This window comes from Paenibacillus caseinilyticus, from assembly GCF_027533645.1.
Taxonomy (GTDB): Bacteria; Bacillota; Bacilli; order Paenibacillales; family NBRC-103111; genus Paenibacillus_G; species Paenibacillus_G caseinilyticus.
Genome location: NZ_JAQAGY010000001.1, coordinates 339,291 through 364,660 on the forward strand (window position 1 = coordinate 339,291; position 25,370 = coordinate 364,660).

21 protein-coding genes are annotated in these 25,370 nt (G+C 60.5%); 4 read left to right on the plus strand and 17 right to left on the minus strand.

The features are described 5' to 3' along the window. The first annotated feature begins 130 nt into the window (after window positions 1–130). Entirely contained in the window at window positions 131–520 is a 390-nt protein-coding gene (locus O9H32_RS01560; protein ID WP_269863962.1) for a hypothetical protein, read from the plus strand. Window positions 521–636: 116 nt separating this feature from the next. Here O9H32_RS01560 and O9H32_RS01565 read toward each other — a convergent pair whose 3' ends face one another. The 6 genes from O9H32_RS01565 to O9H32_RS01590 form a co-directional block, all read right to left on the minus strand. Beyond that, a complete protein-coding gene (locus O9H32_RS01565) occupies window positions 637–1,770 on the minus strand; it encodes an acyltransferase family protein (RefSeq protein ID WP_269863963.1) in 1,134 nt (377 codons plus the stop codon). Between the two features lie 301 nt (window positions 1,771–2,071). Continuing rightward, on the minus strand, window positions 2,072–2,698 hold the full coding sequence (locus tag O9H32_RS01570) for a DedA family protein (protein WP_269863964.1): 627 nt from the start codon (window positions 2,696–2,698) through the stop codon (window positions 2,072–2,074). A 248-nt stretch (window positions 2,699–2,946) separates the two neighbouring features. Continuing rightward, complete coding sequence (locus O9H32_RS01575; RefSeq protein ID WP_269863965.1) at window positions 2,947–3,912, minus strand: carbohydrate kinase family protein; 966 nt, start codon at window positions 3,910–3,912, stop codon at window positions 2,947–2,949. 47 nt (window positions 3,913–3,959) lie between these two features. Further along, on the minus strand, window positions 3,960–4,964 hold the full coding sequence (locus O9H32_RS01580; RefSeq protein ID WP_269863966.1) for a LacI family DNA-binding transcriptional regulator: 1,005 nt from the start codon (window positions 4,962–4,964) through the stop codon (window positions 3,960–3,962). 219 nt (window positions 4,965–5,183) lie between these two features. Next, complete coding sequence (locus O9H32_RS01585) at window positions 5,184–6,695, minus strand: methyl-accepting chemotaxis protein (protein WP_269863967.1); 1,512 nt, start codon at window positions 6,693–6,695, stop codon at window positions 5,184–5,186. 164 nt (window positions 6,696–6,859) lie between these two features. Further along, on the minus strand, window positions 6,860–7,018 hold the full coding sequence (locus O9H32_RS01590) for a XapX domain-containing protein (protein WP_269863968.1): 159 nt from the start codon (window positions 7,016–7,018) through the stop codon (window positions 6,860–6,862). Window positions 7,019–7,275: 257 nt separating this feature from the next. On the opposite strand from O9H32_RS01590, the gene O9H32_RS01595 reads away from it, so the two are divergent. Next, window positions 7,276–8,934: a family 14 glycosylhydrolase gene (locus O9H32_RS01595; protein ID WP_406627239.1), complete on the plus strand. Its 1,659-nt coding sequence runs from the start codon at window positions 7,276–7,278 to the stop codon at window positions 8,932–8,934. A gap of 212 nt (window positions 8,935–9,146) precedes the next feature. Continuing rightward, window positions 9,147–9,611: a cytochrome c biogenesis protein CcdC gene (locus O9H32_RS01600; protein WP_269863969.1), complete on the plus strand. Its 465-nt coding sequence runs from the start codon at window positions 9,147–9,149 to the stop codon at window positions 9,609–9,611. A gap of 223 nt (window positions 9,612–9,834) precedes the next feature. On the opposite strand, the gene O9H32_RS01605 is transcribed toward O9H32_RS01600, so the two are convergent. From O9H32_RS01605 to O9H32_RS01640, 8 genes are all read right to left on the minus strand, one after another. Further along, window positions 9,835–13,233: a family 14 glycosylhydrolase gene (locus O9H32_RS01605; protein WP_269863971.1), complete on the minus strand. Its 3,399-nt coding sequence runs from the start codon at window positions 13,231–13,233 to the stop codon at window positions 9,835–9,837. A 447-nt stretch (window positions 13,234–13,680) separates the two neighbouring features. Further along, window positions 13,681–15,012 carry an amidohydrolase family protein gene (locus O9H32_RS01610; RefSeq protein WP_269863972.1) on the minus strand — a complete coding sequence of 444 codons (1,332 nt, stop codon included), beginning with the start codon at window positions 15,010–15,012 and terminating at the stop codon, window positions 13,681–13,683. A 61-nt stretch (window positions 15,013–15,073) separates the two neighbouring features. Continuing rightward, window positions 15,074–16,324: a Zn-dependent hydrolase gene (locus O9H32_RS01615; protein WP_269863973.1), complete on the minus strand. Its 1,251-nt coding sequence runs from the start codon at window positions 16,322–16,324 to the stop codon at window positions 15,074–15,076. After that, window positions 16,321–17,610: an imidazolonepropionase gene (gene hutI / locus O9H32_RS01620; RefSeq protein ID WP_269863974.1), complete on the minus strand. Its 1,290-nt coding sequence runs from the start codon at window positions 17,608–17,610 to the stop codon at window positions 16,321–16,323. The genes O9H32_RS01615 and hutI overlap by 4 nt, the downstream gene beginning before the upstream one ends. A gap of 30 nt (window positions 17,611–17,640) precedes the next feature. After that, a complete protein-coding gene (gene hutU / locus O9H32_RS01625; protein ID WP_269864308.1) occupies window positions 17,641–19,302 on the minus strand; it encodes a urocanate hydratase in 1,662 nt (553 codons plus the stop codon). Beyond that, window positions 19,190–21,094 carry a histidine ammonia-lyase gene (gene hutH / locus O9H32_RS01630; RefSeq protein ID WP_269863975.1) on the minus strand — a complete coding sequence of 635 codons (1,905 nt, stop codon included), beginning with the start codon at window positions 21,092–21,094 and terminating at the stop codon, window positions 19,190–19,192. The genes hutU and hutH overlap by 113 nt, the downstream gene beginning before the upstream one ends. 254 nt (window positions 21,095–21,348) lie before the next feature. Next, complete coding sequence (locus tag O9H32_RS01635; RefSeq protein WP_269863976.1) at window positions 21,349–21,528, minus strand: hypothetical protein; 180 nt, start codon at window positions 21,526–21,528, stop codon at window positions 21,349–21,351. Then, window positions 21,525–22,547 carry a nucleotide-binding protein gene (locus tag O9H32_RS01640; protein ID WP_269863977.1) on the minus strand — a complete coding sequence of 341 codons (1,023 nt, stop codon included), beginning with the start codon at window positions 22,545–22,547 and terminating at the stop codon, window positions 21,525–21,527. Before O9H32_RS01640 ends, O9H32_RS01635 begins: the two co-directional genes overlap by 4 nt. A gap of 284 nt (window positions 22,548–22,831) precedes the next feature. On the opposite strand from O9H32_RS01640, the gene O9H32_RS01645 reads away from it, so the two are divergent. Then, window positions 22,832–23,311: a C40 family peptidase gene (locus O9H32_RS01645; protein ID WP_269863978.1), complete on the plus strand. Its 480-nt coding sequence runs from the start codon at window positions 22,832–22,834 to the stop codon at window positions 23,309–23,311. 132 nt (window positions 23,312–23,443) lie between these two features. Here the strand turns inward: O9H32_RS01645 and O9H32_RS01650 are convergent, their stop codons facing one another. From O9H32_RS01650 to O9H32_RS01660, 3 genes are all read right to left on the minus strand, one after another. Then, window positions 23,444–24,199 carry a GTP cyclohydrolase II gene (locus O9H32_RS01650; protein WP_269863979.1) on the minus strand — a complete coding sequence of 252 codons (756 nt, stop codon included), beginning with the start codon at window positions 24,197–24,199 and terminating at the stop codon, window positions 23,444–23,446. Window positions 24,200–24,377: 178 nt separating this feature from the next. After that, window positions 24,378–24,995 carry a molybdenum cofactor guanylyltransferase gene (mobA, locus tag O9H32_RS01655; protein ID WP_269863980.1) on the minus strand — a complete coding sequence of 206 codons (618 nt, stop codon included), beginning with the start codon at window positions 24,993–24,995 and terminating at the stop codon, window positions 24,378–24,380. Between the two features lie 34 nt (window positions 24,996–25,029). Continuing rightward, window positions 25,030–25,362: a nitrite reductase (NAD(P)H) small subunit gene (locus tag O9H32_RS01660; protein WP_269863981.1), complete on the minus strand. Its 333-nt coding sequence runs from the start codon at window positions 25,360–25,362 to the stop codon at window positions 25,030–25,032. Window positions 25,363–25,370 lie beyond the last annotated feature (8 nt).

Here is a 25,370-nt window from a genome sequence, read left to right on the forward strand (position 1 = left end):
GAATGAAAAGGTGTCAAGAATATAAATAAATCCACCGTCGTATTCATAGATTAGAAGAACCCGTCGATAAAAGGTAAAAACCCAAAAGGTAAAACCAACCAGTCCTTAAGTGAATCGGAGGTAATGAAGAATGAACCTGACCCCATCCCAGCAGCTCCTGATGGAAGCCCTTGGCCGCAGCGAGGACGGCAAGATCCACAACGGTGCGGAATTCTTGCTAAAAACCGGACTCCTGTTTGAGATTAACCGCCGCCTGCTGCATCCGCTCGGCCTCGCCATGCGGGTGGTCATCGAGAAGAACGAAGAAGGCGTATCCGAGTATTCCTTCGCCCCTTACCTCTTCGACAACCGCGACAACGTGGTCGGCGAGCTGTTCGACGAAGACACGCTGCGCGGCGGCGAGCAGTGCCTGCTGGAGTTCATGGAGGACTTCGGCGTCGGCAAAATGCAGGAGCGCCTGCGCCATCTCGGCTACATCATTCAGCGTTCGCAGGAACCTGTGAGGTATGAGCATATCTGATCCTCACGGCGGCATGCCAAAAAACAAGCTTCTCCGGTTCGTGGAATCCACAATCCGAAGAAGCTTGTTTTTGTTATGCCTATGACCCTGCTGCTGCTCCGCCGGGAGGCGGTGCCTTACTTAGCCGCGGGCACCACAGGGGGCATTTGGACGGTTTGCTGCTTTTTCACGGCTCTGGCATTATCCCGTACCGGTCCGACAATATACTTGCCGAACGGCACTTTGTTGAGCAGGTTCGTCAGGAGCATCGCTAAGCTTACGCAGGTGATATAGATGAGCACGAAGGTGACGATAGCCGGCATATCCGCAAAGTACGGCTTGTACAGCAGGACGAACACCCTCATGATGACCGCATGGGTCAGATAAATGCCGAAGGAGTGGTCGGAGACCGACACAAGGAAATTCGGAATGCTCTTCAGCTTGCTCGACAGGTAGAAGATCAGGAACGTCACCGCCGGGGTGAAGAACAGGTACCAGATCGTCTTCGACGTATTCACCTTCGGAATGCCGAGCATTTTGGTCCCCAGCAGCAGAACACCGAATACGACAGGCGCCGCAAGAACGAGCCATTTGTTGCGGTTCAGCGTCTCCAGGAACTTCTCGTAATGCTTGCCGCAATAGTAACCGAGCGCAAAGTAGAAAGACCAGCCGAAGAACGGCATCCAACTCAGGTAGTACCAAATGTGATCGGCTGTCGCCTCGCTGAAACCGAAGGGGGGAACAAAGTTAAAGAATGCGAGATAAGCGAAGTTTACGAGGAAGGACGCGGGCAGGACAATCTTGGCCGGCCAGGTTTTCAATTTGTAGTGGAACAAATAATGAATCAGGATAAACTGGATGATGATTACGATGAAATATCCGTTGTAGTCGGCGAGGAAAATGTTCTTCAAGCTCTGTATGCCGAGATTGTACGCCGTGAACGGCTGGCCGCTCTCCTGCACCTTATAGAGCGAACCGATGATGCCCATCGCAATGTAAGGGGGGATCAGAACTTTGATCCGTTTGCCGATGAACTGCTTCGGCAGATCCTCCTTATAGTTCTTGGCGATGAGGAATTCCGTAATGAAGATGAATATCGGTGTGCCCACCGAACAGATCGTCCGGATGGAATTCAGTGCCAACCGGAACAGCTCATTCGGTATGGGATCGTGAATCCGGTAGGTCATGATGACCGCATGTACCGCGGCGACAAGCAAACACCCGACGCACCGCAGCAGCAGGATCTCGTAAGACAATTTCTTTCCGCTCATACCCGATCACTCCTTCTCTATCTATTTTGCGGCATGCCCGGGAGTTTGCAGGGCCTTCACTCTTTTCGATACAAGAATCGATACAAAATGTATCATTGCAGACGCGCTTCCTCCCCGGGCTGCCTTACCTATGAGAATAGTATCAGCTTTGGGGAGGCAAAAAAAGGACCCTTTCTCCCTAAAAAGAAGCCGTTCCGACATGTATCCAGCTTCCCGCGCCGGGCATCCGACTAATTTCTACAAATGGAGTAGGGCCATAGCCCCCAAATTAGGGAGTTCCCGCGGGCTTCGGCTGCGGAAACTAAGAGGAAGAATTCTTCCTGACAAGCTCCCGCTCCTGCCGACGCCGGGCAGCCTGGAACGCCCACCACATAACCGCAGCCGCGGCGGGAATCCAGAGAAACCTCAGCCCCTGTCCGGACAAATACCGAAGCGTCTCTTCGGCATGCGCTCCGGCATACCGGCCGAGCAGGAAGAAGAGCAGCGTCCACAACAGGCCGGTGGAATAAGAGATCACGGCATACCGGCGGAACGGCATGCGGTTCAGTCCCAGAAGGTAGGGCAGGACGTGACGGACGACCGGGAGAAAATAGCTGATCACCAGCGACAGATTGCCGTACCGCTTCACAAGCTCTTCCGAGCGGAGGATGTACCTCTCCATCTTGGGCTTTCTCTTCAGTCTGTCGAGAATGGGCATTCCCGCATACCGGCCGAGAACATAGCCGAGCGACAATCCCGAGATCACGCCGAGATAAGTCAGCACGAAGGCGGGAACCGTCTCCAGCAGGCCGCTGGCCGTCACGGCCCCTCCGGTCATCACAACGGCTTCATCCGGGATCGGCGCGCCCACAATACCCAGCCACAAGGAAAAAAACAAGGCCGCATAACCATACTGCTCGATCAAGGCCAGCAGGGTGTCGGTTGTCATCGGGCTCCACTCCTCCCTCTTCTTATGAACACTCGCCGTTCGTACGGCTCTATACTAACTAAGACGTATCGTACGGCGCAACCCTTCAGAATGTCCCCGGAAAACTCCTGAAGTTTTTCTTAAAAAGGAGCGAGCGGCAGCCCGGGCTGAACAAATGCAGCCTTAGGGAAGCCGCCCCGCCTATCCGCCGGCAAACAAATAAGCTGACCGGTACGCCGCTCTACGCAGCCTTCCGGTCAGCTATGAACTTAGCGGGAGTTATCCATCAAGCGGCGGATCGCCGCCAGCTCCGGCATGGCCGGAATGGCGCCCTTGACCGTCGTAGCCAGCGCGCCCACCGCATTCGCGAACGCGACCACTCCGCGGACCTGCTCCTCCGTCAGCGCGGAGAGACGGCTGCCCCCCTCGAGCAGCCCGAACAACACGCCGCCGAGGAACGCATCCCCCGCTCCTGTCGTATCCACGGTGTCCACCCGGTACCCGGACACCAGGCCGGTACGGCTGCCGAAGCGGTAGAAGCTGCCCCGCTCTGCCAGTGTCACTAGAATCAAGGCGATGCCGAAGGTCTCCAGCAGCTGCCGGGAGCCCTCTTCCAGATCGGATGTGCCGGTGAGGAATTCGAGCTCTTCCTCCGAAATCTTCACAACATCGGCGCAGCCGAGCCCGTACTGCATCATCGCTTTGGCATGAGCCGCATCGCTCCAGAGCGGCATCCGCAGGTTCGGGTCGAAGGAGATCAGCGCCCCCGACGCCTTGGCCAGGGAGACCGCATACCGCGTCGCTTCGGCCGAGGGCTCGTGCGTCATGGAGATCGATCCGAAGTGGAAGATCCGTGACTGGGCCAGAAGTTCTCCATCGATCTCGCCCGCTTCGAGCAGCCGGTCTGCCCCCGGCTTGCGGAAGAAGCTGAAGGAACGGTCTCCGTCCTCGCTGAGATGCACGAAGGCCATCGTCGTATTCGCTTCCTCGGTGACCGCGAGAGAGGAGGTGTCGATGCCGCACTCCTCCAGAGTATCTCTCAGGTACGTGCCGAAGCCGTCGGCCCCCACCTTGCCGATGAATGCCGTCCGCTTGCCGAGCTTCGACAGCGCGGCAAGCACATTGGCCGGCGCTCCGCCCGGATTGCTCTCATAGAGCTGGTAACCCTTGTCCGACTTGCCAGCCGGCGTCATATCGATCAGCACTTCACCTAGTGCCGTTACATCATAGTTCATCTTCCCACCGCTCCTAAACTCCAGTATAGTGATATGCCTCTTCGCACTCAGCACGATTCTCTCATTACCAGTTCAGCCGGCAGCCGGTACTCCTGCGGCTCCGCCTCCGGATGCTCGATGCGTGCCAGCAGCACCTCGGCCGCCCGGCAGCCGAGCTCGTACGCCGGCTGCCGGATGACGGTCAGCGGCGGCGTCGTGATCCGCGTCCAGTCATAATCGTCGAACCCGACGACCGCCAGCTCCCCGGGAACGCGCAGCCCGCTCTCCTGGACATACTTCATCGCCCCCATCGTCTGCACGTTGTTCGCGATGAACAGAGCCGTGATGCTCTTGTCCGTGAGCAGCTGTTCCGCGCAGGAATAGCCGCTCTCGAAGCTGGATACGGCCGACTTCACGAGCATCGGGTCGAGCGGAACGCCCCGGTCCTCCAGCGCTTGCCGGTACCCCGCATAGCGCTCGCTGCCGGTCGTGATGCTCTCCCCGCCCGTGATGAACCCGATGCGGCGGTGGCCCTTGCCGAGCAGCATACTCACCGCCTCGTAGGCGCCGCCATAGCTGTCCCCGAGCACGCAGTCGCCGGCGAAGCCCTGCGGCCTGCGGTCGATGAACACGACGGGGAAGCCGGCCCCGGCCAGCTCCTGCGGGTATCCCGCACCGCCCGCCGAGGGCGCGATGAGGAGCCCGTCGATCCACTGCGCCTGGAACAGGCGGATCTGCTCCTGCTCTTCCTCCGCCGTCCCGCTCGTATTGCTGCTGAGCAGCAGCTGGTAGCCGTGCTCCCGGAGCACCTTCTGAATGCCCTGCGCCGCGGTAAGAAAAAAGAAGTTCGACGTGTCGGAAGGGAGAATGGGGACGATGAGTCCCACGGCCATGGATTTCTGGCTGCGCAGACTCCGCGCGACGGAATTCGGCCGGTAGCTCAGCTCCTCCATGGCAGCGTTCACCTTGGCCTTGGCTTCTTCGGAGACGAACCGCGTCCCGTTGATGACATGGGATACAGTCGCCGTTGAGACCCCCGCCCGCTCCGCCACCTGTTTGATACCCGGACGCATAGCCGTTCTCCTCCTTTCCTGTACAGCTCATCGCTAGTGTTAATCGTTTACGTAAACGTTTAACAAAAGTATAGCCCTTGACCCGCCGGGTGTCAATATGAGGAAAAACCGAGATAAACGGCTTCGCCGTCCTTTCAAGGACGACGCGCGTAAAACCGGAGAAGCTTGGCGCTCCTCCGGCCTTCCCGGATGTTCCTATACCACTACATAAATCCGATATTACTCGTTCTCGTTCACCATGGAGTTCAGCTCACTGATCAGCGTCTCGAGCTGACGGAAGCTGGCAGCCGTACGGTCCACCATTTCCTTCTGATTCTCAACACTGGCCGCGATCTGTTCGAATGCCGCTGTGGATTCTTCCGTTACGGCGGCAATGGAGCTTACTTCCTGCACGATGTGGTCGGACGACGACTTGATCTTCCGTGTCTTCTCCTCAACCTCCGCCGCCTGGCGGACGACCTGCTTCGTGAAGTCCGCAATCTGCGAGAAGACCGATTCCGACTTCTTGGCGGACTCCTTGCTCGTGCCCAGCGCCTGCTTACCTTGGGCCACCTGGCCGGTCAGCGAGGAGAAGGAGCCTTGGATGCTGCCGAGAATGCCGGCGATTTCTTCTGCCGACTTCTGCGAGCTCTCCGCCAGCTTCTTCACCTCATTGGCCACTACGGCAAAACCGCGGCCTTGCTCGCCCGCCCGTGCCGCTTCGATCGACGCATTGAGCGCCAGGAGATTCGTCTGGTTCGCAATCTCCGTGATCGAGGAGAGGATTGTCCCGATCGACGTGTTCTGCGCATTGAGCTTGTCCATGGAATCCACGATGGTATCCATAATCTGCTCCACTTCCCCGATGCGCACCGCCATATCGTGCACCTGCTCCGTACCGCCCGCTGTCACGGACGCGGTCTGATGGGAGATGGCTTTCATCCCGTTCGTACTCTCCGCTACTACCGCAATATCCGCATGCGAGCCGCTGAGCTGGTCCGAAATATCGGAGACGCTGGCAGCCTGCGTTTCGACGCCCTTCATGATCTCGCCGAACCCGATCGACACTTCGCGTGTAATCTGGCCGGTTCTCATGCTGTTCTCCTGCAGATCCTTATTGAACTCGCCCAGGATGACGATGGCCTGTTTCACTTTATCGAACATCGCTTGGGTTTTCTCGCCGGCCTGCTCCGCCCCCTTCATCTGGACGAGCATGCTGCGAAGCAAGCGCTGGCTGAGCAGCGACATGAACACCAGCGGGATTAGTCCGATGGCCAGCAGAATGTTGAACAGCACCGGGCTGCTGCCCGCCGGCATCGTCGCCCCTGCCGCTATTAATACATTCGCCTCCACGAGAGCCAGTACCCCGAAGGTGAGAATGAACCTGTACGACGGATAAATACAGAGAAACGCCGCCAGGATCATCGTGTTCATCGGTGTAAAGTCCGCCTTGAGCAAAATGAGATTGAGCAGCAGGAAACAGAAGACGACGGCATAAGGCACTTTCGTCAGCCCTTTGCGCTTGACGACCGTAAGAAAGAGCCCCGCGCTCGTAAGACCTAACAAGAAGGTAAGGGGCAAGAAACCCCAGCCCTTCAGCAATAAGACCGTCACCGCGTTGAAGGCGAAGAGCCCTCCGAACAGCCAGGCCATGATTTTGTTCCGATGTAAATATACACCTTCGACTTCGTTCAGAGCGCGCGGAACGGCATTCTGATCCGAATGGGGATTATGATGAGCTGCGGTATTCATAGGATTCTCCTCTTTCCGGGTAGTATGTTTCGACAGATTGAATCTTCCTTTTACAATCCACACATCTCATTCATCGTCAGATCTGAAACGGAATTGTAGAGTGTACGTCAAAAAAGCCATCCCCTGCTGCAGGAGATAGCCCCTTGAATCGCGCGGCGCGGCGCTTACTTGCCCAGGAACAGACCGACGATCCGGCCGCCGAGATATACGCCCGCGACGCCCAGGACCCCGGCCAAGGTGACCGGCGCCGGCAGCGGCAGACGGATGAATGTGAACAATACGCCGACCAGGATTCCCGCCAGCAGGGAAAAGATGGCTTCCAAGCCCTTGCACCCTTTCTAACCCGGCGCACGCAGAGCGGACCACCAGGATTCCGGAATGGTTTACTAGGACTATACTGCCTCAGCAGGCAGTAGAATATGAGCCCTTACACCATAATGGTCAATAAATTCCACTCTTTCCTCCCGTATTTTCCACTCTCACCGAACTCTCCCTTGCTTTATAATAAGGATATGCAAGCGCTACCATAACATAACAATACTAGCGCTGCCAAAACCCAAGTTGTCAGGAGGAATATCATTTGACAAGCATCACCACGTCATTCGCAGCCTCATCCTTGCTCCGCCGGAGCTCAGCCGCCTTCTTATCCCTCGCCATCGGAGCCGGTCTGCTCGCTCCGCTGCCATCTGCTGAAGCCTCCAGCATCAACAGCGATTACAAGACTTATGTGATGGCTCCGCTGACGAAGATTACGGATTGGAACGCGTTCCGCAATCAACTCGTTACTTTGAAAAACAATAATGTATACGCTCTCACGACGGACGTCTGGTGGGGCGATGTAGAGAAGGCCGGGGACAACGTCTTCGACTGGTCCTACTATAAAACCTATGCCGACACTGTCCGGGCCGCCGGCCTGAAGTGGGTACCCATCCTCTCGACCCACCAGTGCGGAGGCAACGTGGGCGACGACTGTGACATCAAGCTCCCCGACTGGCTGTGGAGCAAGGGTACACAGGATCAGCTCGCGATCCGCAGCGAAAGCGGCTATTACAACAAGGAAACCCTCTCTCCTTGGTGGAGCGGCACGGCCACCCAGTATGACGAGCTCTATGCTTCCTTCGCCTCCAACTTCAGCGGCTATAAGGATGTCATCGCCAAGATCTACCTGTCCGGCGGACCGGCGGGAGAGCTCCGCTACCCTTCCTATAATACGGCAGACGGCTGGTCCTATCCCGGCCGCGGCAAGCTGCAGGCTTATACGGAATCCGCCAAGACCGATTTCCGCACCGCCATGCAGACCAAATACGGCACCATCGGCGCACTGAATACCGCTTGGGGCACCTCCCTCGCTTCGTTCTCTGCCGTGAACCCGCCGAGCGACGGCGACAACTTCTTCACGAGCGGCTACAATTCGACCTACGGGAAGGACTTCCTCACCTGGTACCAGAGCGTGCTCGAGAAGCACGTGAAGGCCATCGGAGCCAAGGCCCACAGCCGCTTTGATTCCGTCTTCGGCGTACCGGTCGGCGCGAAGGTCTCCGGCGTGCACTGGCAGATGAATTCCCCTACGATGCCGCATTCGGCCGAGTACGGGGCAGGCTATTATAACTACAGCACGCTGCTCGACGCGTTCAAGAGCGCCAATCTCGACTTGACGTTCACCTGCCTCGAGATGACCGACGCCCAGGCGAACACCGCCCCTTACTATTCCGCGCCCAAGTCTCTGGTCATCCAGGTGGCGAATCTGGCGAACCAGAAGGGCATCCGCCTCAACGGCGAAAACGCGCTGGCTATCGGCGACGCTTCGCAGTACCAGAACCTGGCGGAGATGCTCTTCAACTATAACTTCTCCGGCTTCACGCTGCTGCGCATGTCGAGCCTCGTGAACGCGAGCGGTGACGCCACATCGCTCATGAGCTCCTTCCGCGACGCCATCGCGATGACGCCGGTTCCCGTCACATTCATCGTGAAGGGCGCACCGGCCGCTTCCGGCGACACCGTCTATGTGACGGGCTCCCGCTGGGAGATGGGCAGCTGGACGACCGGCGTGTATCCGCTGAAGCTCACCTACAACTCCTCCACCGCCGACTGGAGAGGCACCGCTTACATCGGTTCCGGCCGTAACTACGAGTTCAAGGCGCTGATCAAGAATTCCGCCGGTACGGCCACCTGGGAGCCGGGCGCGAATAACACGCTGACCGCTCCTGCGGCGGCAAGCAATTACACGATTACTTGGTAAAAGAAGACGGGCGGCTGCTCCGGAGGAATCCGGGGCAGCCGTTTTTCTTGTCTGCTCAAAAGTGCCAGCTGCAAGCCGAACCATAAAATTTTGTATCAGAAGGACGCGAAAATATGCTTTAATATCATCAGGGAACCATTCTTTCCCAGGCATGTTCCCATACCCTCTAGAAAAGGAATGAGCCTCTAATGAAGGATTACTCCATCTTCATCATGATTGCAGTGGTGGGTTTGGTTCTATGGCGGAAAACCCGGGCGATGTCACGCCCTGTCAAGGGACGCGGCCTGAAGCTGCTCCTCCCGCTGCTCTTTATCCTGATCGGGATCCCCGGATTCCTGAATCCGCAGCTTCACTTGACCCTGAAAGAAATTCTGCTGTCCATCCTGTGCGGTCTCCTCATGTCGATTCCGATGATCCTGACCACGAACTATGAGCGAAGGGAAGACGGCCAGATTTATCCCGTGAAGAGCGTCGCTTTCATCGCTGTGATTCTCGTGTTAATCGGTCTTCGGCTCGGACTTCGCAGCTATTTATCGGGCCTCGATTCTGTCGAACTTGGCATGTTATTCTATTTGATCGCTATCGCTTACGTAGTGCCCTGGCGGATATTCAGTTTTATGAAATTCCGGCGCATTCACGGCAGCCTGCGGCCGCTCGACCCGGACGTACGGCATTGAAATAGAAAGCATCTGTCACCCTCGAGGGTGGGCGGCTGCCAGCCAGCCGTCCTGTCGGGGCCTCCTCCGAATACCCCTGTATACAGCATGAGAATGTATTGATCATGATCATACTGACCACAGCAAAAACCCGCCTCCATAAGGAGACGGGTCCGCTTCCATGCCGGCATATCATTTACTGTCATAGGAGCGCCCGGCAGGCGCCCCTCAGTTCCCGCGCACCTTACTTCGCCAGCACCTTCACTTCCTTCGGCCCAAGGGTCACGGAGACCGAACCGCTGCTTACCGTCACGGAATCCGTGCCGAGCTGGTTGCGGAGGGTTGTGCCGCTCGCGAGGTTATCCAGGCTGCCAACCGTACGGGTCTGGCTGCTCCAGGAGTTGTTGATGAGCACGAGAACCTCGTCGCCGTTCTTGCTGCGCTGGAAGCCGTAGACCGTGCTGTCGGCCCACTTTTCCTTCTGGGTGCCGTTCTGCAGCGCCGGGTGGGCATTACGTACGGTGTTCAGCTTCGCGATATATTTGTAGAGATCATTGTTCGCGTTCGGTACGACGTCTTCGCGGTTCGCCGGATCGTCGCCGCCGCTGTACCCAAGCTCCGTGCCCTGGTACACAACGGGGATCCCGCGGGAAGTGAGCAGGAAGCCGAGCGCCGCCTTGAGCTGCGGCCACTTGTCGGCGCGGTTGCTCGGGTTGCCCGAAGCCTCGTTCAGGAACCGCTTCACGTCATGGTTATCGAGGAAGATACCGTTGAGCTTCGCATCGCGGTACTTCGTATCGCTCGCATAACGGTCGCGGATCAGCGTCGGAGAGCCGTCCTTGCCGAATACGTCGCGGATCGTGTAGTACATCGGGAAGTCGAGCACCGCATCGAGATAGTTGCTGTAATCGCCGACATTCGCCGGATCGCCGTGGAAAATTTCCCCCATCGTGAAGGTGTTCGCCGCCGTATCAAAGTTTTTGAGATACGACTTCGGCACATGCTTCGCCGTGTCGACACGCAGGCCGTCGACGCCCGACTGGGCGATCAGCCACTTGATCCAGTTGCCCAGCTCGGCCGCTACGGCCGGATTCTCTTGATTGAGGTCATCCAGACCCGCTACGTCGCCGTTTTCGATCTTCCATTGGTTGTTCTGGTTGTAGTCGGTCGAAGTAATTTCCCCATTGTGGTGGTACCAATCCGCCTTGTCGAACGGTGCTTTGGCATAGCCGTTGCCCGGCTGGAAGTCGCCCGTATGGTTCACCACCACGTCGAGCATGACCGCAATGCCTTTGCCGTGTGCCGTATTCACGAGCTCCTTGAATTTATCCATGGTGCCGAGATGGCCGTCCACGGCGTAGAAATCATACGTATGATAACCGTGATAAGCATTGACGCTCTTCTGCATCGTCACCGGGGTAATCCAGATCGCGTTGAAGCCCATGTTCTTGATGTAGTCAAGGTTATTGAGTATCCCCTGAAAATCGCCGCCGTGCCACTTGTAGGGATCGCTCTTGTTCGCTGCGAACCCGCCGTAGTTGTCGTTGGAGGTGTCGCCGTTCACGAAGCGGTCCGTCATGATGAAGTAGATGCTGCGCGTGCTCCAGTCGACAGGCGTGGTGATCCCTCCGTCATCGCCGCCGTCGTCACCACCGTCGTCCCCCGTAGGGGCGCCGGGTGTGATCGCGCCTGCTGCCCCGTTCGCGCCCGGCGTATAGGTGAACGTGCCTACCCCGAACAGGTAGTTCTTCTGCGCGTTGCTGTCCCACGTATTATTGCCGTCGTTGAAAGCCGCTTCGAGCTGGGTAGCCGAGCCGATACCCACCGTCGCCTTGGCATAGCCGCTCACTTCCGAGTCCGCCATCTTCACGCCGGGCGCCGTGGTCCATGTGCCGCCGGCCGGACGGTAGTGAATATAAGGCGTTGTGAAGCCTTTCTTATAATACACGGTGACCGAGTTGGTGCCGCCGTCGCCCGTCGGAGCACCCTGTGTGATCGTGCCTGCTGCGCCGTTCGCTCCAGGCTTATAAGTGAATGTGCCTACCCCGAAGAGATAGTTCTTCGTCGCGTTGCTGTCCCACGTGTTATTGCCGTCGTTGAAGGCGGCTTCGAGCTGCGTGGCCGAGCCGATATCCACCGTCGCCTTGGCATAACCGCTCACTTCCGAGTCCGCCATCTTCAAGCCCGGTGCGGTCGTCCATGTGCCGCCGGCCGGACGGTAGTGCAGGTAAGGAGCGGCGAAGCCTTTTTTGTAGTAGACCGTCACCAGGTTATGTCCCGTATCGACAGGCTTCGCAAGGGAAATGACATACTGCTTGAAGTTCGCCATCTCACCGGTCGCCGAGCCGTCCGCATTGACGACGTTGGCCAGACGCAGCAGCGTGAAGCCGTTGTACGCGAACCTTGTGAGCTTCTCCTGAATCTTGCCGAAGGAGCCCGTGCCGGATGCCGGAAGCCCATTCTCGCCATTCAAGCGGACACCCTTGGCATTAGCGATCGAGGAGACCGTATCGACCAGCGTGGACGGCTGCGAATAGTTCGGCGCCGCCGCATTGTCGAACATCTCGAGGCATGTGAAGGTCAGGTCGAGATTCGTGTCCTTGAACTTCTGGAGGAGGGAGTTGTAATCGTAGTAGCCTGCCGCCTGCTCCGCGCTGTGCGGCATCGCCGGATTGCTCATCTGCCAGTGCACGCCGGATACCTTCGCACCGATCGGTACGCCGAAGACGGAGTCGAACTTCTGATGCGCCGCGGTACCGATGACGCCCAGATGGTTCTCGAGCACGCCTTGATACCACTTCAGGAAGTCTTTGCCGTAGGTGGAGTTATAGCCGCCGCTCGTGTAGAAGCCGTCGCCGTCGGTCGGAGGGCTGATCTGGTCCACGCTCGTCAGGCTCGTCCCCCACGCGCTGTTGATGCCGCTGAGCGAACCGTACTTCGCGGTCATTGCGCTGCGGAACGCTTTCTTCGCCGTGTCGGTATACACTTGGAACTTGCCGCGGGACGGATAGCTCCAGCCTGCAGCCGGGTAGTAAGACGGATAGCGCAGCTCGCCGGACGGGCCGCCGCTGAGGTAGATCTTCGGAATGATATCCTTATAGCCGGCAAAAGAGGAGGCGAAGGAAGCATACAGCTCGCCATACTGCGTGCCTATGCCGCTCCAGAACGGGGACACGGCTTCATTGTTCACGAAGCCGGTCTCGCTCTTGAACTGCATCTCGTCCGCGGCTCCCTTGTTCCACAGCCAAGCGGGAAGCGGGATGTTGCAGTCGTCGCCGACATTGCCGCCGCACTTGTGCGTGGAGAGGATCGGCACCCATTTCAGACCCGCCTCACGGACAGCGCTTGCATAAGTCTGATAGTAGCTCCAATCGAACTGGTTGTCGCCGGCACTCTCGACCAGGCCCCACCAGACGTCGGTTGTAATCGCATACACCCCGTTGTTTTTCAAGGTGCGCAGCTGGTTCTTGAAAGCATTCCAATCCGTAACCTGCGCCAGCGGTCCCATGACCGATGCTTGGAAGTCGTTCGCTACGGCCGCTTCCGTTCTGCTCGGCGCCAGGCCGATCACTGTGGTCAGCAGCAAGACCAGGCTTAGGAGCCCCATAACCGCTTTGTTCATCATTGATTTCACTGAACCCATGAATCCATATCCCTCCTTGAATAGGCATTGCATCGTAAACGTTCCACCGTCGGACTTCCAATGGCTCTCCCCCTGCGTCCCAACCCCCTTTGGATGTTAAAAAAAAACCGGTTTCCTTACACTCGCAAGATATCCTCCATAAGCAGGCTATCACGAATCTGTTCTATGTAGTCATGGACGAAATTCTTGGAGCACTCAGCTTATCCTGACTGCCCTCCGACTTGTAAACGTTTACAGGTATAGTATAATCCATGATATGGAACAGCCGAAAGAGACAATATTGCTTTCAAAAGTGGAAAATATTGATTTAACGTCATCAAACTTCCGACAATTCGCAATGTCAATCGTTTGACATTTCAGCTCCTGAGGACGTAAAAGCAGAAAGAGGACCCGTCGGCCCTCTTCCTGCACGGTGAATTTGCTCTACCCAGCCGCCCCCTCATCTTCCTACGGGGAAGCCAACCGGTCCCGCCAATCGTCAAACAAAGCGTCGACTCTCCTTACGATCTCCTTCTCCGGTACGGTCTGCAGAGCTCCCTGCCCGTAGACGATCCTGCCCCCTACCACCACATGCGTGACCGCATTGGGCTGCATCGCATACACCATGTTCGCGAGGAGCTCGCCGCGCGGCGTCAGGGAGAGATCCCGCGGATTCAATACGGCGAAATCCGCATACTTCCCTGCGGCCAGCTCGCCGGCCGGCAGTCCGAGCGCCTCGCCACCCGCAGCGGTCCCCATCCGGTAGACGTCGCCGGCCGTCAGGCACGTGCCGTCCAGGTTCGCTACCTTCTGCAGCAGCGCGCACATCCGCATCTCTTCGTAGACGGAGGTGCGGTTATTGCTGCAGGCGCCGTCCGAGCCGAGCGCCACCCGCACGCCGTGCCGCAGCAGCGCCGGGATCCGGGTAATGCCGTCGGCCAGGAACATGTTCGAGGAGGGGCAGTACGCCAGGGCAATGCGCCGCTGTCCGGCAAGCTCCACCTCCGAGTCGTCCAGCCACACGAGATGGACCGCGATCATCCGCGAATCCACTACGCCGAGCGAATCCAGATAATGCACGGGACGGAGCCCATAATCCTTCAGGGTCTCCTTCACCTCGAACATCTCCTCTGCGACATGGATATGGAACGGGGTATCGAGCTCCTGCGCCAGCCGGTGGCCCGCCCGGATCATGGCCGGCGATGCGGCGTGGGGGGAATGGGGCGCCGGATGCACCGCCACCATGGCGCTGCCCTGGTACTTGACCGCGAGCCGGCGTGTGCGGTCCACCGCTTCATCGACCGTCTCCCGGTACCCGGCGGGCGCTCCGCTCCAGTCGTACATCGTCCTCGCGAAGACGAGCCGGATACCGATATCCCGCGCCGCGCGGATCACCGCCTCATCCAGCGCGGTTCCCCCGTTATGCACGTAGAAAAAATCGCACACCGTCGTCACCCCGTACCGGAGCATCTCGCCGAAGGCGAGCAGCGCTCCCGTATAGACCGCCTCCTCGTCGAGCAGCGGAGAATACCGGTACAGCGCCTCGTCGCGCCACTGCAGGAACGGCTTGTCGACGGCGATGCCGCGCAGCAGGCTCTGGAACGAATGGTTGTGCGCATTGACCGTTCCGGGGACGATCACCCCGCCTTCCCAGCGGACATGCTCCACTCCGGGGTACCGCTGCAGCAGAGCGGCAAGCGGTCCCGTCTCCCGGATGACTCCGTTCTCCTCCAGAAACGCAGCCCCTTCCCGGAACGCACCGTCCATATACACCGCTCCAGCCGAATACAGCTTGGGCACGAAGCCCACCTCCTTGTCTCCCCCTGGATTCCCTCAGGTATCACGAGAGGGTGCGCCTCTCTCAGAGCTTCCGGTCCAGCGCCAGCAGCGCATGAAGCAGCACATTGCCGGCCTTCTCGATATCGCAGAGCCGGCTCTCCTCCTCCGGGCAGTGGCTGCGTCCGCCGATGCTCGGCACGAAGAGCATGCCCGAGCGGGTCAGCGACGCCATATGCGCCGCATCGTGCCCTGCCATGCTGCCGAGGGACAGATGACCGTACCCGAGCCGCTGTGCCTGCCCCCTGCACACTTCCGCGACCAGCCCATCCATCGGAACGGGAGGCTGGTCGAGCAGCACCGCAGAGTGCAGCCGGACACCCCGGCGCGTCTCCACCCCGCGGGCCCTCTCGCGCCAGGCTTCGAGCACGGCCCCCATGTCCCCTTGGGTGGCGCCCCGGACCTCTAGGTGCAGCTGGACCCGCCCCGGGATGATGTTGGCGGCATTCGGATAGCTGCCGATCCGGCCGATCGTGCCGACGGTCTCCTCCGCCGGCGCTTCCCGGCAGGCCGCCTCGAACGCCAGCATGAGCTCGGCGGCCGCCATCAGGGCGTCCCTGCGGTCGCGCATCAGCGTGGTTCCCGCGTGATTCGCCTCCCCGAGCACTGTCACCTCTACCCGGTAGATGCCGGTAATCGCCGTGACAATGCCGATCGGAGCCCCCCGCTCCTCGAGCCGCCGCCCTTGCTCGATATGTACCTCGAGGTAGGCCGCCAGGTCCCCTGGGGCCAGCCGCGCCTCTTCGAACCGCTGCGGATCTCCGCCGGCCTGCCTCAGCGCATCGGCCAAGAGTACGCCCCGGTCGTCCTTCACGCCGTCGAGCACGCTGCGCTTCAGCTTCCCGGCTGCCGCGCGGGATCCGAAGGTCGAGAGGCCGAACCCGTTCGGCTCCTCCGCGCTGAACGAGACGACCTCGAGCCCCCGGCGCATGCTCACGCCCTGCTCCGCCAGCACCCGGGCCGCCTCCAGCGCCAGGATGACGCCAAGCGCCCCGTCATACCGGCCCCCGCCGGGAACCGTGTCGATATGCGAGCCGCAGGCGATCGGCGGCAGCTTCTGGCTCTCCCCGCGGCGCAGGCCCCAGATGTTGGCCGCTTCGTCGGTGCGCACGGCAAGCCCGGCCCCCCGCATCGCCGCCTTCAGCCACTCCCGGCCCTCCAGATCGGCCGCCGAGAAGGCGGTCCTCTCCAGTCCGCCGGAGGCGCCGCGCCCGATGGAGCCGAGCGACTCAATCGCCGTCCGGATCCGCTCCGCCCGTACGCGCAGTTCCTTCATGCCCCCGTCCTCCTTCCGCCGGCCACGACGGGGACGCCCCGCTTGATTACCGTATGCACGAGATTCACCCCGAAGTGATACTGGAGGTACGTGACGCTCGGCGCGTCGAAGAGCACGAGATCCGCCTGCTTGCCGGCTTCGATGCTGCCGATCCGGGAAGCCCTGCCGACCGCATGCGCGGCATTGATCGTACAAGCGGCGAGCACCTCCTCCGGGGTCATGCCCATCCCAAGGCAGGCCAGATTCATGATGAGCGGCAGCGACTCCGTCGGCGAAGAGCCGGGATTGCGGTCGGTGGCGAGGGCCACCGGCACGCCCGCCGAGATCATCTCCCGCGCGTGGGCCGGCGGCTTGCGGAGGAAGAAGGACGTGCCGGGCAGCAGCACGGCGATGACGCCGCGCTGCGCCATGGCGGCTATGCCCGCGCTGGAGGCCTGCAGCAGGTGGTCCGCCGTCACCGCGCCTACGGAGGCCGCCAGCTCGGCGCCGCCGTACGGCACGATCTCATCGGCGTGCAGCTTCGGCTTCAGGCCCCGGGCGAGGCCGGCCTCCAGGATGCGCCGGGACTGCTCGGGCGTGAAGACGCCCTCCTCGCAGAACACGTCGCAGAATTCGGCGAGCCCCTCGTCCGCAACGGCCGGGATCATCTCTTCGATCACGAGTCGGACATACGCCTCCGGGTCGCCCTTGAATTCCGGCGGCACGGCATGCGCCCCCATGAAGGTGGACACGAGCTCCACCGCATGCACCCTATTCAGACTCCGGGCAGTGCGCAGCTGCTTCAGTTCATCCGCGAGGCGCAGGCCGTAGCCGCTCTTGGCCTCGACGGTGGTCACCCCGTGCAGCAGGAAGCGGTCCAGCCTGCGGCCGGTCTCGGCGGCCAGCTGCGCCTCATCCGCCGCCCTGGTCTGCTCCGTTGTGTGCAGGATGCCTCCTCCCGCGTTCAGAATGTCCATGTACGCCGCCCCTTGCAGGCGGAGCGGCAGCTCGAATTCGCGGGAGCCGGCGAACACGACATGCGTATGCGGATCGATAAGCCCGGGGGTGACGAGCTTCCCCTCCGCCTCGATGATCTCTACCTCCGTGCCGCCCTCCTGCGCCGCAAGCACCCGCTGAGCCTCCTCATCCCGGCCGGCGAAGAGAATGCGGTCATCCCTTGTAATGACGCTTCCGCCCTCGATCACCCCAAGCTCCGACATCTCCGCGCCCCGCTTCGGCCGGAGGCTTGCTCCGCCGGCCGTCACCACTTGGGCCGCGCGGCGGATATATACCATGCGGGTTGGCATGGCAGCCACTCTCCCTCTCCCTTGTTGTCCCTACTCCTTCATCGGCATCGAGATACCGTGCGCCGCGGCGGCCTCCGCCGCAGGAATGTATCCCGCATCCGCATGCCGGACGACGCCGAGCCCCGGGTCGGTCGTCAGCACGCGCTGGAGCCGCTCCGCCGCTTCCGGCGTGCCGTCTGCCACCACGACCATGCCTGCGTGGATCGAATAGCCCATGCCCACGCCTCCCCCGTGATGCAGCGACACCCAGCTGGCACCGGCCGCTGTGTTCAGCAGGGCATTCAGGATCGGCCAGTCGGCCACGGCGTCGCTGCCGTCGAGCATTGCTTCGGTCTCCCGGTTCGGCGAAGCGACGGAGCCCGCATCGAGGTGATCCCGGCCGATGACGATCGGCGCGGACAGCGCGCCTGAGGCGACCATGTCGTTGAGGAGCTGCCCGAACCGCGCCCGCTCGCCATAGCCGAGCCAGCAGATGCGCGAGGGCAGGCCCTGGTAGGCAATCTTCGTCCGGGCCATGCCGATCCACCGGTGCAGCGGCTCATTGTCCGGGAACAGCCGGAGGATTGCGTCGTCCGTACGGCGGATATCCTCCGGGTCGCCCGAGAGCGCCGCCCAGCGGAACGGGCCTCGCCCCAGGCAGAACTGCGGCCGGATATAGGCTGGGACGAACCCGGGAATCGCGAACGCCTCCGCGATTCCTTCGTCCAAGGCCACCTGCCGGATGTTGTTGCCGTAATCGAAGGCCACGGCCCCCCGGCGCTGCATCTCGAGCATCGCCTCCACATGGACGGCCATGCTGGCCTTCGCCCTGCGCACCAGCTCCCGGGGCTGCTCCGCGCGGAGCCGGACGGCTTCTTCCAGCTGAAGGCCTGCCGGCAGGTAGCCGTTCAGCGGATCGTGCGCCGATGTCTGGTCCGTGACGATGTCCGGCACGAAGCCGCGCGCAAGCATCTGCGGCAGCACTTCCGCCGCGTTGCCGGTGAGGCCGATCGACAGCGCCCGCCCCCCAGCCTTCGCCTCCTGCGCCAGCGCCAGCGCCTCCTCCAGCGTCTCGGAGAGAACGTCGCAGTAGCGGCTTGCGATCCGCCGCTCGATCCGCGACCGGTCCGCCTCGATGCCGATCAGCACGCCGCCGTTCATCGTGACGGCAAGCGGCTGGGCGCCGCCCATGCCCCCGAGTCCGGCGGTCACGGTGATCGTTCCCTGGAGCGTGCCGCTGAAGTGCTGCCTGGCGCATTCCGCGAACGTCTCGTACGTGCCCTGCACGATGCCCTGGCTGCCGATGTAGATCCAGCTCCCAGCCGTCATCTGGCCATACATCATTAGCCCCTTGCGGTCCAGCTCGTGAAAGTGCTCCCAGTTCGCCCAGGCCGGCACGAGATTGGAGTTCGCCAGCAGCACCCGCGGCGCATCCCGGTGAGTCCGGAACACCGCCACCGGCTTGCCGGACTGGATCAGCAGCGTCTCGTTCTCCTCGAGCGCCTGCAGGCTCTTCACGATCGCTTCATAGCACGCCCAGTTCCGTGCGGCCCGCCCGATCCCCCCGTAGACGACCAGTGCCTCGGGATGCTCCGCCACCTCAGGGTCCAGATTGTTCATCAGCATCCGCAGCGCCGCTTCCTGGACCCAGCCCTTCGTGCTGAGCTGCGTCCCCCGCGGCGCCCGGACGATCCGGCTCTCCGGCGATTCCATCATGCCGCTCCTCCTCTCCCTTCGGCTCGGCTGTCCGGCTGCCCGCCAGACCGCCGCACGCCCTCTCACACCCCGCTCCTGCCGGGGCCTGCTCACTTCCTCCGCCTAGCACGGAGCTGCCTGCCTGCGTGCCTCCTGCCGTCACCGCAGCACGGCCCACAGCCCCCTTCTCATCTCCCGCATTGCCTCTTGAAGCGCTCTCCGGATGACGGCTCCCCGGATCCTTCTCCCTCTCCTTTTCCTTCTCCGGCTCCTTCTCCTCCGCCGGCCAGCCCAGCTCCGCCGCCGCATCGACACTCCGCAGCCAGGCCGCGATCTCCCGGAAGTCGCCGGCGAGCACCCGGTCATCCCCGACGAACGGCACGCGTTCACGGCAGCGGTCATACAGCCATCTCGTCCCGGGAGCCAGGCCTGCAGGTCCCCGGTAGTCCGCTGCCTGAGCGGCGCATAGCAGCTCGATAGACAGCACCTCGAATCCGTGGCTGACGATGCGGGCGGCCTTCCGCGCCGCGATCGTCCCCATGCTGACATGATCCTCCTGGTTCCCCGAGGAAGGGATCGAATCCACGCTAGCCGGATGAGCCAGCGACTTGTTCTCGGAGACGAGGGACGCCGCCGTGTACTGGGCGATCATGAAGCCGGACTGCAGGCCTCCCTTGTGGGTGAGGAACGGCGGCAGCCCTTCGTTCAGATGCGGGTTCACCAGCCTCTCGATGCGCCGCTCGGCTATACTCGCCAGCTCCGCCGCGCAGAGGGCCAAGTGATCCATCGCCAGGGCCACGGGCTGGCCGTGGAAGTTGCCCCCGGAGATCACGCGGTCCTCGAGCGGGAAGATCAGCGGATTGTCCGTGGCGGAGTTGATCTCCGTCTCGAGTACGCCCTCGATATAGGCGAGGCCGTCGCGGCTCGCCCCGTGCACCTGAGGCGCGCAGCGCAGCGAATAGGCATCCTGCACGCGCAGCTCCCCAGGCCCCGTCAGGAGCCGCGAGCCTTCGGTCAAGCGGCGGATATTCGCCGCAGACCGCTGCTGCCCCCGGTGGGGACGCTGCCGGTGTGTCAGCGCGTCGAAGGCGTCGCGGACCGCGCGCAGCCCCTCGCAGGTGAGCGCTGCCGTGCAGTCCGCGAGGTCCGCCAGCCGCAGGGCATCCCGGCAGGCCAGCGCGCCGATCGCGCTCATCACCTGGGTCCCGTTGATGAGCGCGAGCCCTTCCTTCGCCTCCAGCACCACCGGCTGCAGGCCGGCCTTCTCCAGCGCCTCGGCACCGGGCATCCGCTCTCCCTCTAAGAAGGCTTCTCCTTCGCCGACGAGCACGAGCGCCAGGTGGGAGAGCGGCGCCAGATCGCCGCTGGCGCCCAGGGAGCCTTGCTCCGGGATGACGGGCGTCACCCGGCGGTTAAGCAGCCCGGCCAGCAGCTCCACGACGCACGGGCGGATGCCCGACCAGCCGAAGGCCAGGGCCCGGATGCGCAGCAGCATCACCGCCCGCACGATATCCTCAGGCAGTGATGCGCCAACGCCGCAGGCATGGCTGCGGATCAGATTCAGCTGCAGCCGCCGGACGTCGTCGCGGGAGATGGCTGTATCGCTGAATTTGCCGAACCCGGTTGTCAGCCCGTAGACGACCCGCTGCTCTTCGAGCAGCCTTTGCACATAAGTCCGCGAAGCGGTCATGCGGAGGAGACAGCTTCTGTCGATCCGTACAACTGCACGGCCGCGGGCTGCCCGCTCTACCTCCGCGAGGGTCAGCATTCCCTCACCGATCGTGACGGGTGCCTCATGGCTCTCTTTCATGACGCTCACCCGCTTTCCATGATAAGCATGCTCCAATCCCCCTGCCGGCCCAGGCAGGATTGCTTCCGGCAGGCCGGAGTGCGGTCCATCGCTGCGCCACCGATTCCTTGCCCTATATGTATGCCGCCCTGCGCGGATTCATACGGCGCCCCCGCCGCCGCCGAACACAAAAAAGCAGGCGCGGGATCATCCCGCTGCCTGCTCAATCAAGTGGTATAAGAGTAATAAGTTCGGTTACGAAATAGGGGCAGCCGCTAAGCAAACGAAGGCTTATCGTAATTCGCCTTGCGTTCAAATACGACAACACCTTCCACTTCTTTGCCTTCCGATGTGAGGGCGATTACTTTTTTGTTCTTTTTTGTCGATGTCCCGGCATCAGACAACTCGGCGGAATTGGGACGCCGTGCCCCCGGTTTATCGACCTGTCTGCTCATGAAGACTCGCCTCCAAAAAGGTGGTTTATGGTGCTGATCAGCTTGTGGTTGACTTGCAGCTGCGCTTCGTAATCTTCCGATGACATGGTTCGTTTGCCGGACACGTGAAGGACAAGCATCAGATCCTTTCCTACAGGATAGCACAGCAAGTAAGTTTTGACAACGCGCTCCGATAGCAGGACCACCTTCTCCAGACCGTTCAGGAACGCGTCGACGACCACGATATTGGCTTCATTGTCCTTCTTATTATCATTAACCGTAAATGGGTAGAACTTATCTCTTCCCACGTTGCCCGCCACTTGTTCGAGCCCCTCGGTGCCCCGCGCTTTCCAGACGGCGGCGCCCACCACACGGTAGCCTTCGATCGGCTGGTACGCGCTGCGGAGGGAGTCGTAGAGAAACTCATACTTCCTATCGGGTTCCCTCATCAGATTCTTCACGAAATGAAGAAAAAAATGATGCAGCGATTCGTCGCGCTCCAGTTCCGTACGGGCTTCATGCAGCGCTTCTTCAGCATCCTCGACCTTGCCCATCGCCGTAATCGCGGCTCCGATCTCCATACAGGCTACGCTGACAGCCGCGTGGAGGTCGCCGTCCGTACGGGCCTCATACCGCAATAGCGTCAGTCCCTGCAGATCGGACAGGAGATGGAACTCGGTAATCTTTTCCTTATGATATTCAACTTCCACGTATTCTGGAACCACAAAAAAGACCCTGCCCCGCCTTAGCTTGCCCCAAAAAAGGCCCATTTCAAAGACGGTGTTGTCACGGGGGGTGAGCACCAGCTTTCCGCGGTGGAGAAGCAAATCGTCCGGCGAGAAGACGAACACGGCAAAATCGCTCGCTGACAGCTTGGCTTCCAAATCATCCATCGTATAATTCATCGCATGAAACGTACCTGCGTACCACGGTGAAACCTGGGCGAAGTGAGCTAGTGCCTTATGAATCGTGGAAGCGATTGCAATTGACTCCCTGGCTGAACCGATAAATACGCACGGCTTGGATGTATGCCGTTTCAAATAGCGAACCCCCCCGTAACGAGTAAGTTTTGTGTTCCAGTTTGTTACAATTATACCATACTTCCCGATACAATGCGTATATTTGTTCTCTAATTTTTACGTATATTTGTTCTCTACTTCTTATAGAAAGAGAATTACTCCGAAAACTCTGTGCCGATTCTGCCGCTTGGATGAGAATGGATGCCTGCCCAGCGATGCCCTAGGGACACTATCCTGCCGGACATGCTACAGTATAGCCCTGCCTCCGAAGCCGGAGTGCAACACTAACACTTATGGAGGTACACATGAATAAACTGCTGAAAGCATCTGCCCTGGCAATGTCCCTCATGGTTACGACCATCAGCGTTGGAACAGCCATGCCAAGCCGTACGGAGGCCGCCATCTCGTCTACGACAGGCACCCGGATCGTGGCAACCGCCAAATCGTATATCGGAGATGTAGAATATAAATTCAACACCCGTGACGTACCGCGCCTGATCTTTGACTGCTCCTCGTTCACCCAGTTTATCTTCAAGAAGCGCGGCATCGATATTCCATGGGGCTCCAGAGCCCAAGCGAAGCTCGGTACGTACGTCAGCAAATCGAATTTGAGAGCCGGCGACCTTGTCTTCTTCAGCGTAGGCACCCCCGGCAGAATCGATCATGTGGGCATCTACGTCGGCAGCGGCAAATTCATCAGCAACACGACAAGTGCCGATGTGGTTATCACGGATTTGAACTCGGGCTACTGGAAGAACCGCTATATCACGGCGCGCCGTATGTAGTCCTAAGCATATAACAGACTTTGTTCTCATATAAATCAAATAAGCAGGAGCCTCCGGTGAGTGATCATCGGAGGCTCCTGCTTTATTCTGTCCTGCCTGACCAAGCATTCCCTGTATACCCCGGCCTCGCGGCTAATCGTTAACGCAGCATCCTTCTTCCAGATGCCCCGACCGCGCTACCTTGGTTTTTAAATAATTCTCGTTGAACGGGGACATATCTCCCCACAGCTCCACCCGGCCGGCGACATCCATACCGGATGACTTCAGGGCATCGACCTTCTTCGGATTGTTCGTAATGACCGTGACCGGCTTGTCGCGAAGCTCCTTCAGCACAGAGACGGCATCCCTGTAGTCGCGTGCGTCGTCGACGAAGCCGAGCTGCAGGTTCGCATCCACCGTATCGTATCCGTTCTCCTGAAGAATGTAAGCGAGAGCTTTGGAGAACAACCCGATCCCTCTTCCTTCATGGTTTGCCAAATAAAACAAGGCCCCGCTGCCGTGATCCGCAATCATCTTCATGGAACGCTTCAATTGAAAGCCGCAGTCGCACCGTTTGCTCCCGAAGATATCGCCGGTGTGGCAGATGGAGTGCAGCCGGATCAGCGCTTCGCCCGCCCCCCGGAAGTCGCCGTGCACCAGCACGCTGGATTGCTGCAGCTCGGCCAGATTGATCGATGACAGCTTGGCTACGATGCGTTCCGGTTCGGCCTCGACTTCCTTGCAGTTAAGCCAGCAGTACCACTGGAAGACGACCGTCTCCTCATACAAGCTGACCGGCAGGGTGATCGGCCCTACCAGGTAAATGGCTCCTTCCGGCGTGGGGATGGGCTGGATTTTGTGCTGAAGGTGTTCCATGACACCAGGGGCGATACGGGTGGCTGAGCCCATTCTGCCACAGCTCCTCTCTTCTCTGGATGTTCCGTTCATGGCAGAACCGCCGGGGTTCTGCTCCAGGATATCCTCTAGCGTCCCCCAACTCCCCTGATGCCATTCCGCGCCAGACTGGGTTGGAACATTGCCCTGCCCGTCTGCTCCTTCCCCCGCAGCTCCGCAGGCCGCGGGCGGGTCAGCCGGACAGCGCCGATCGTCCCTCCAGAATTTCGGCGGCCGCCGTGTAATCCTCTTCCGACTTGATCTCGAAGACAAAGGAGCTGCTTATCCCCTGCCTGCGGAACACCTCCTCCTCCACCAGCGCGGTGTTCAGCACCCGGTGAAGGTGATCCGGCCGCTCTTCGCCGGCTTGCAGCAGCTCCCCGATCCTTCTCCCGCAAGCACGGTCATAGATGCCGTGCAGCGGGTGGATCCTGTTCCCTATCCTCGGCAGCGCCGCTTCGGCCCCGCTCTGCTTATGCTCCAGCAGCAGGGCTGCCGCTTCGGGGGAAAGAAACGGCATACCGCAGCCGACAGCCCAGACCTGTCCGCCGCGGGCCAGCGTCAAGCCCGCATGCAGGCCGCTGAGCGGGCCCTTGTGCGGAATATAATCGGTGATGATCCGCACCGATTCGTCCACTTGGCGCAGGTAAGCCCGTGGATCGTTCGTTACGATAATCAGCTCGCTGCAGACCGTCCTCATGAGGCGGACCTGCCGCTGCAGAAGCGTTTCGTATTCGAACTTCAGCATGCTTTTGTTCGCACCGTTCATCCGTTTGCTCTCGCCGCCCGCCAGAATCAGTCCCGTTAGCATCGCTGATTACCTCTCTCTCCAGTTATCGGATTTGTTACGCAGGGTTCCGCCCGATCCGCACTTCGCCGTCTTCGATCTGCACCGGATACGTGCGCACCTGTCCGGTATCCGGTGCAAGCACGACCCCGTCCGCCAGCCCGATCCGCCAGTCGCAGATCGGATCGAACAGAACGGCTCCCGACACGATCCCGTCCGCGAGCGTCCCGCCGCGCGGGCCGGGGCTTCGATTCTCGAGAGCGAAGATCCTGCCCTCCGTCGTCCGGAAGACGGCAATCTCTTCGCCGCCGATCCGTACGACTCTGCCAATGCGCTCCTCGAAATCCTCCAGCCTGCCGATGCCGACATACGTCAGCTGCTTTGTGTCCATGGTCATCT

Bases quoted from the DNA above. Each gene is read 5' to 3' on its own strand.
- hutH (WP_269863975.1), bottom strand. From the start codon at position 21,094: ATGAAAGAGAGCCATGAGGCACCCGTCACGATCGGTGAGGGAATGCTG.
- O9H32_RS01580 (WP_269863966.1), bottom strand. From the start codon at position 4,964: ATGCGTCCGGGTATCAAACAGGTGGCGGAGCGGGCGGGGGTCTCAACG.
- O9H32_RS01575 (WP_269863965.1), bottom strand. From the start codon at position 3,912: ATGAACTATGATGTAACGGCACTAGGTGAAGTGCTGATCGATATGACG.
- mobA (WP_269863980.1), bottom strand. From the start codon at position 24,995: ATGCTAACGGGACTGATTCTGGCGGGCGGCGAGAGCAAACGGATGAAC.
- O9H32_RS01650 (WP_269863979.1), bottom strand. From the start codon at position 24,199: ATGGGCTCAGCCACCCGTATCGCCCCTGGTGTCATGGAACACCTTCAG.
- O9H32_RS01645 (WP_269863978.1), top strand. From the start codon at position 22,832: ATGAATAAACTGCTGAAAGCATCTGCCCTGGCAATGTCCCTCATGGTT.
- O9H32_RS01570 (WP_269863964.1), bottom strand. From the start codon at position 2,698: ATGACAACCGACACCCTGCTGGCCTTGATCGAGCAGTATGGTTATGCG.
- O9H32_RS01565 (WP_269863963.1), bottom strand. From the start codon at position 1,770: ATGAGCGGAAAGAAATTGTCTTACGAGATCCTGCTGCTGCGGTGCGTC.
- O9H32_RS01605 (WP_269863971.1), bottom strand. From the start codon at position 13,233: ATGGGTTCAGTGAAATCAATGATGAACAAAGCGGTTATGGGGCTCCTA.
- hutI (WP_269863974.1), bottom strand. From the start codon at position 17,610: ATGCCAACCCGCATGGTATATATCCGCCGCGCGGCCCAAGTGGTGACG.
- O9H32_RS01615 (WP_269863973.1), bottom strand. From the start codon at position 16,324: ATGAAGGAACTGCGCGTACGGGCGGAGCGGATCCGGACGGCGATTGAG.
- O9H32_RS01660 (WP_269863981.1), bottom strand. From the start codon at position 25,362: ATGGACACAAAGCAGCTGACGTATGTCGGCATCGGCAGGCTGGAGGAT.
- O9H32_RS01600 (WP_269863969.1), top strand. From the start codon at position 9,147: ATGATTGCAGTGGTGGGTTTGGTTCTATGGCGGAAAACCCGGGCGATG.
- O9H32_RS01585 (WP_269863967.1), bottom strand. From the start codon at position 6,695: ATGAATACCGCAGCTCATCATAATCCCCATTCGGATCAGAATGCCGTT.
- O9H32_RS01635 (WP_269863976.1), bottom strand. From the start codon at position 21,528: ATGAGCAGACAGGTCGATAAACCGGGGGCACGGCGTCCCAATTCCGCC.
- hutU (WP_269864308.1), bottom strand. From the start codon at position 19,302: ATGGAATCGCCGGAGAGCCGGATCGTCCGGGCGCCGCGGGGGACGCAG.
- O9H32_RS01560 (WP_269863962.1), top strand. From the start codon at position 131: ATGAACCTGACCCCATCCCAGCAGCTCCTGATGGAAGCCCTTGGCCGC.